Annotated in this window: 5 protein-coding genes; 4 read left to right on the forward strand and 1 reads right to left on the reverse strand. The window is 64.5% G+C overall.

What is annotated here, in order from left to right; translation table 11 throughout:
• Positions 1-83 precede the first annotated feature (83 nt).
• The 4 genes from lnt (at position 84) to trmB (ending at position 4,285) form a co-directional block, all read left to right on the forward strand.
• The gene (gene lnt, locus MOV75_RS27715; protein ID WP_246927025.1) at positions 84-1,697 is read left to right on the forward strand and encodes an apolipoprotein N-acyltransferase; all 1,614 of its coding nucleotides are present in this window, start codon (positions 84-86) and stop codon (positions 1,695-1,697) included.
• Between the two features lie 222 nt (positions 1,698-1,919).
• Complete coding sequence (locus tag MOV75_RS27720) at positions 1,920-2,333, forward strand: helix-turn-helix domain-containing protein (protein WP_027546813.1); 414 nt, start codon at positions 1,920-1,922, stop codon at positions 2,331-2,333.
• 84 nt (positions 2,334-2,417) lie between these two features.
• The gene (locus tag MOV75_RS27725; RefSeq protein WP_246927028.1) at positions 2,418-3,575 is read left to right on the forward strand and encodes a M20 family metallopeptidase; all 1,158 of its coding nucleotides are present in this window, start codon (positions 2,418-2,420) and stop codon (positions 3,573-3,575) included.
• Positions 3,572-4,285, forward strand: a complete 714-nt coding sequence (gene trmB, locus MOV75_RS27730; protein ID WP_246927043.1) for a tRNA (guanosine(46)-N7)-methyltransferase TrmB — start codon at positions 3,572-3,574, stop codon at positions 4,283-4,285. Before MOV75_RS27725 ends, trmB begins: the two co-directional genes overlap by 4 nt.
• 125 nt (positions 4,286-4,410) lie before the next feature.
• Here the strand turns inward: trmB and MOV75_RS27735 are convergent.
• On the reverse strand, positions 4,411-4,818 hold a 408-nt coding region (locus MOV75_RS27735; RefSeq protein WP_247006951.1), incomplete at its 5' end, for a DUF2336 domain-containing protein.

Genomic DNA, 4,818 nt, shown 5'->3' on the forward strand with positions numbered 1-4,818 from the left:
CGTCGCGAGGCCGCGCCGGACAGCGGTCAATCGCCGGCCAATGACACGCCCAGCCCGCCGCCGAGCGACGGGACCGGCCAACAGTGAGTCCGTTGCAGCGACTTCGGCAGATTGCGCTTGCCATCATCCTCGCCTGGGGATGGAAGCGCGCCGTCATCGCCATCGCGGCCGGAGCACTGTCGGTGCTGGCGCTGGCGCCGTTCAACCTTTTTCCGGTGCTGTTCATCACGTTTCCGGTGCTGGTCTGGCTGATCGACGGCACCGGGGCCGGACGATATGGCGGCGTCCCCGCTGCAGCCTTGACCGGCTACTGGTTCGGGCTCGGCTATTTCGTGCCCGGCCTCTACTGGATCGGCTACGCCTTCTTCGTCGATGCCGATGTGTTCGCCTGGCTGACGCCGTTCGCCGTGCTCGGCCTGCCGGCCTATCTGTCCATCTTCACGGCCATAGGCTTTGCGCTGGCACGCGTGCTCTGGACCAAGAACGCCACGCGCGTGCTTGCGCTCGCGGCAAGCCTCACGGTCAGCGAATGGCTGCGCGGCCACGCCCTGACCGGCTTTCCCTGGAACGCGTTTGGCTATGCGCTATCCGAGCCGCTGCCGCTGGCACAGACGGCGTCGCTGATCGGCCTGTGGGGCATGACGTTCCTGACGGTTGCGATCTTCGCGAGCCCCGCGACCCTGATCGACCGTACGCCCGATCGCCGCCTGCAATGGCGCGTCCCGGCAGCCGCAATTGCGCTCTTAATCGTCATGAGCATCTTCGGCGCGATCCGCCTGTCGCTGCATCCGACCACGATGGTCGCAGGCGCCAAGCTGCGCCTGATGCAGCCGAACCTGCAGCAGGACGCGAAATTCAACTACGCCGCCAAGGCGGAGGTGATGAAAAAATACCTGGCGCTGTCGGACCGCGCCTCCGGCCCGCAATCGACCGGCGTGCGTGATGCCACGATCCTGATCTGGCCGGAATCGGCCTTTCCGTTCTTTCTGACCCGCGAGGCCGACGCGATGGCTCAGATTGCAGACCTTCTGCCGAAGGGCACGGTGCTGATCACGGGTTCGGTCCGCGCGCCCGACCTGCCGCGGGGCACGCCGATCACGCGTGCCTATAATTCGATCTACGTGATCGATCACGACGGCAGCGTGCTCGCCGTGTACGACAAGTTGCATCTGGTGCCGTTCGGCGAATTTCTTCCCTACCAGTCTTTGATGGAGAAGCTCGGTTTCGAGCAACTGACGCGTGTGCGCGGCGGCTTCATTCCCGGCACGGTGCGGCATGCGCTGCCGGTGCCCGGTGCACCGCCCGCGCTGCCGCTGATCTGTTACGAAGCCGTCTTTCCCGGCGAAGTGGCCGGACGCAATGAGCGTCCGGGCTGGATCGTGAACCTCACCAATGATGGTTGGTTCGGCATCTCGACCGGCCCCTATCAGCATCTGGAGCAGTCGCGGATGCGCGCGATCGAACTCGGATTGCCGCTGGTTCGCTCCGCCAATACCGGCGTTTCCGCAGTGATCGATCCGGTGGGCCGCACCGTCGCCAGCCTCGGTCTCGGAATCGAAGGCATTTTGGATGCAAGCCTGCCCGCCGCGATCCCGCCGACCGTCTACGCGCGGGTGGGCGACGTGCCCGCCGCCATGCTCGTCGCGCTAGCCGTGTTTCTCGCCGTCCGGCGGCGTGTCGCCAAGCCGCATCGCTGATTGCAGCCTCGTCAGCAACGCGGCCGGAAACTTTTGACAACCGCAGTCCCACGGTTGACAGACTGCACGCGGGCTCCCCATTCTGCACCGGCTGCAAAAGACAGTGGTGCGTTGCTAAATTTCTCCGCAATGTTTCCCAATAAGAGGGTTTGATTTGACGATGCTTGCACCTGAGGCATTCCCAAAGATTGCGCTGAGGGTGGTGTTTGGAGGGCTGAGGAAATGTCGAAAGCGCCCAACCCTGTTGACAAATATGTCGGCAGTCGCGTGCGTATGCGCCGCATCATGTTGGGCATGAGCCAGGAGAAGCTCGGTGAAGCTTTGGGCCTGACTTTCCAGCAGATCCAGAAGTACGAGAAGGGCACCAACCGGGTCGGCGCGAGCCGAATCCAGCAGATCGCCGAGATTCTCCAGGTACCCGTGTCGTTCCTGTTCGAAGGCGGTCCAAGTGGCGTGGCGGGTCCGAATGGCTTCGCCGAAGGCGCCTCGCCCTCTTACGTGTCGGACTTTCTCGCGACCTCCGAAGGACTTGCCTTGACCAAGGCGTTCACGCGAATCACCGACTCGAAGATGCGCCGCTCGATCGTCGATCTCGTCGAGCAGATCGCGGCTCGCGAAGGGCCCGACAAGCGCTGACGCCGCCTCAATGGCGATTTGAGACCGCGTCAAATCTGGCCTATGTCGTCATTTGTGGCCGCGCCTTGATGCGCGTCCGCTTCGATGATGCGATTCAAAGGCACAGATGCGTCCATGGCCAGCTCAAATTGGTTCGATTCCCAAACTATTCTCGATGGCATCCGCCGCTGGGTGGAGGTCGAGACGCCGACGGAAGCGCCTGAACAGGTCAACAGGCTGGTCTCCATGGTCGCGGACCAATACCGCGATCTGCCCGTCACGCTCGAGCGCATCGCCGGCGTCGATGGCTGCGGCGATCATCTCCTGGCGCGGTCGAATTGGGGCCTGGACCGGCCGGGCATCCTGGTACTGAGCCACCTCGATACCGTTCATCCCCTCGGATTTATCGAGCGCCTGCCGTTCAAGGTCGAAGGCGACGTCGCGTTCGGTCCGGGCATCTACGACATGAAGGGCGGCGCCTACATCGCCCATCACGCCTTTCGCGTGCTGTGCGCGACGGCCGAACGCTCGCCGCTGGGCATCACGCATTTGTTCACCTCCGACGAGGAGATCGGCAGCCCCACCTCGCGCGCACTCATCGAGACCGAAGGGCGCAAGGCCAAATACGTGCTGGTGACGGAGCCGGCACGTGACGGCGGCAAGATCGTCACCGGACGCAAGGGCGTCGGACGCTTCCGCGTGTTCATCAAGGGCGTACCGGCGCATGCCGGCTCCCGGCCCGAAGACGGCCGCAGCGCCGTCCGCGAACTCGCCAACGTCATCCTGGCGCTGGAAGGGATGAACGACCTCGAGCGCGGCGTCAGCGTCAATGTCGGTGTGGTGCGCGGCGGCACGCGCCCCAACGTCACGCCGGAAGAGGCCTATGCCGAAGTCGATCTGCGCGTGCTGAGCCTCAAGGACGCAGACGAGTTCGTCAGCAAGATCCTTGGGCTGACGTCGAAGACCGAAGGCGTCACCGTCGAGGTCACGGGCGGGCTCAATCGGCCGCCTTACGAGAAAAGCAATGCAGGCGCCTCACTCTACGAGCATGCGAAGACGGTTGCCGCCGAGATCGGCTTCGAATTGATCGACACCCATACCGGCGGCGGCTCGGACGGCAATTTCACCGCCGCGCACACCGCGACGCTGGACGGACTCGGCGTCGACGGCAAGGGCGCCCACACCCATTATGAGCAGCTCTATGTCTCGTCGCTCGCGCCGCGCGCGCGGCTGCTCCATCGCCTGTACCAGACGCTGCGATGAGCGAGCGCAAATCAGACCCCGGTCGCGAGGACAGCGAGCGCGCCTTCTTCGGACGCCGCAAGGGCCACAAGCTCAGGCAGCACCAGGCCGAGCTGGTAGATCATCTGCTGCCGCATCTGGCGCTCGACATCGACGGTGAAACGCCGGCGGACGCCCGCGAGATCTTTGACCCCGCAGCCGAAGATGTACGGCTCGAGATCGGCTTCGGCGGCGGCGAGCATCTCGCGGCCGAGGCGCAGACCTTCGCCACGACGGGCTTCATCGGCTGCGAGCCTTATGTCAACGGCATGGCAAAGATCCTCGCGCAGATCGAGGCCGCCAACATCGGCAACATCCGCCTGTTTGCGGGCGATGCGGCCGAACTGCTGGCCTGGCTGCCGAAGGCATCATTATCCCGGATCGACCTGATCCATCCCGATCCCTGGCCGAAGCGGCGGCACTGGAAACGGCGCTTCGTCCAGGACAGGACGATCGCCGCGATGGCGCGCGTGCTGAAGAGTGGCGGCGAATTCCGCTTCGTCTGCGATATCGACGATTACTGCGCCTGGACGCTGTCGCATCTTGCGCGCTCGCAGGATTTCGTCTGGCTTGCCGAACGCGCCGACGACTTCAGGCAGCCATGGGACGGCTACACCATGACGCGCTACGGCCGGAAGGCCGCCCGCGAAGGGCGCAAGGCGGCTTACTTGCGGTTCAGGCGGGTTGGCTAGCCGTCATTGCGAGGAGCCCGCGACAACTTGCGAAGCAATTTGCGCTGGCGACGAAGCAATCCAGAGTGCCTCCGCGGAAAGATTTCTGGATTGCTTCGCTTCGCTCGCAATGACGGAGAGTGACGCTAGATCGTCTGCCGGTTGCGCCAGAAGTTCACGACGCGCTCGGCGGTCGTCGGCATCAGGCGCGTGAAGTTCACGCGCGCGGCCTCGATGTCGGCATCGGCCGGCGTGCGGTGCGGACCGTACCAGAGCAGGATGAGCGCGCGCACCGTCGGCCAGCCCAGATTCAACACGCGACCGATAATGAGAATCGGATCGTAACGGTCGCCTGCGACCAGGCGGTCCAGAACCGAGAGACGGACGCCGGACATCGCCGAGAGCGAAGCGATCGATTCTTCGTATTTGTGCGCCTTGGCAAAGCCCAGCAGCGCGCTCTCGCCGAGATGGCCCTCGCGATGCAAGGTGAGCACCGTGCGCTGCGCCCCTGAGAAATCGCGCCGCGGTCCCGGCGGCAGCGCGGCCTCCTCGAT

Origin of the sequence: Bradyrhizobium sp. PRIMUS42, from assembly GCF_023006515.1 — a bacterium.
In the GTDB taxonomy this organism is placed as follows: domain Bacteria; phylum Pseudomonadota; class Alphaproteobacteria; order Rhizobiales; family Xanthobacteraceae; genus Bradyrhizobium.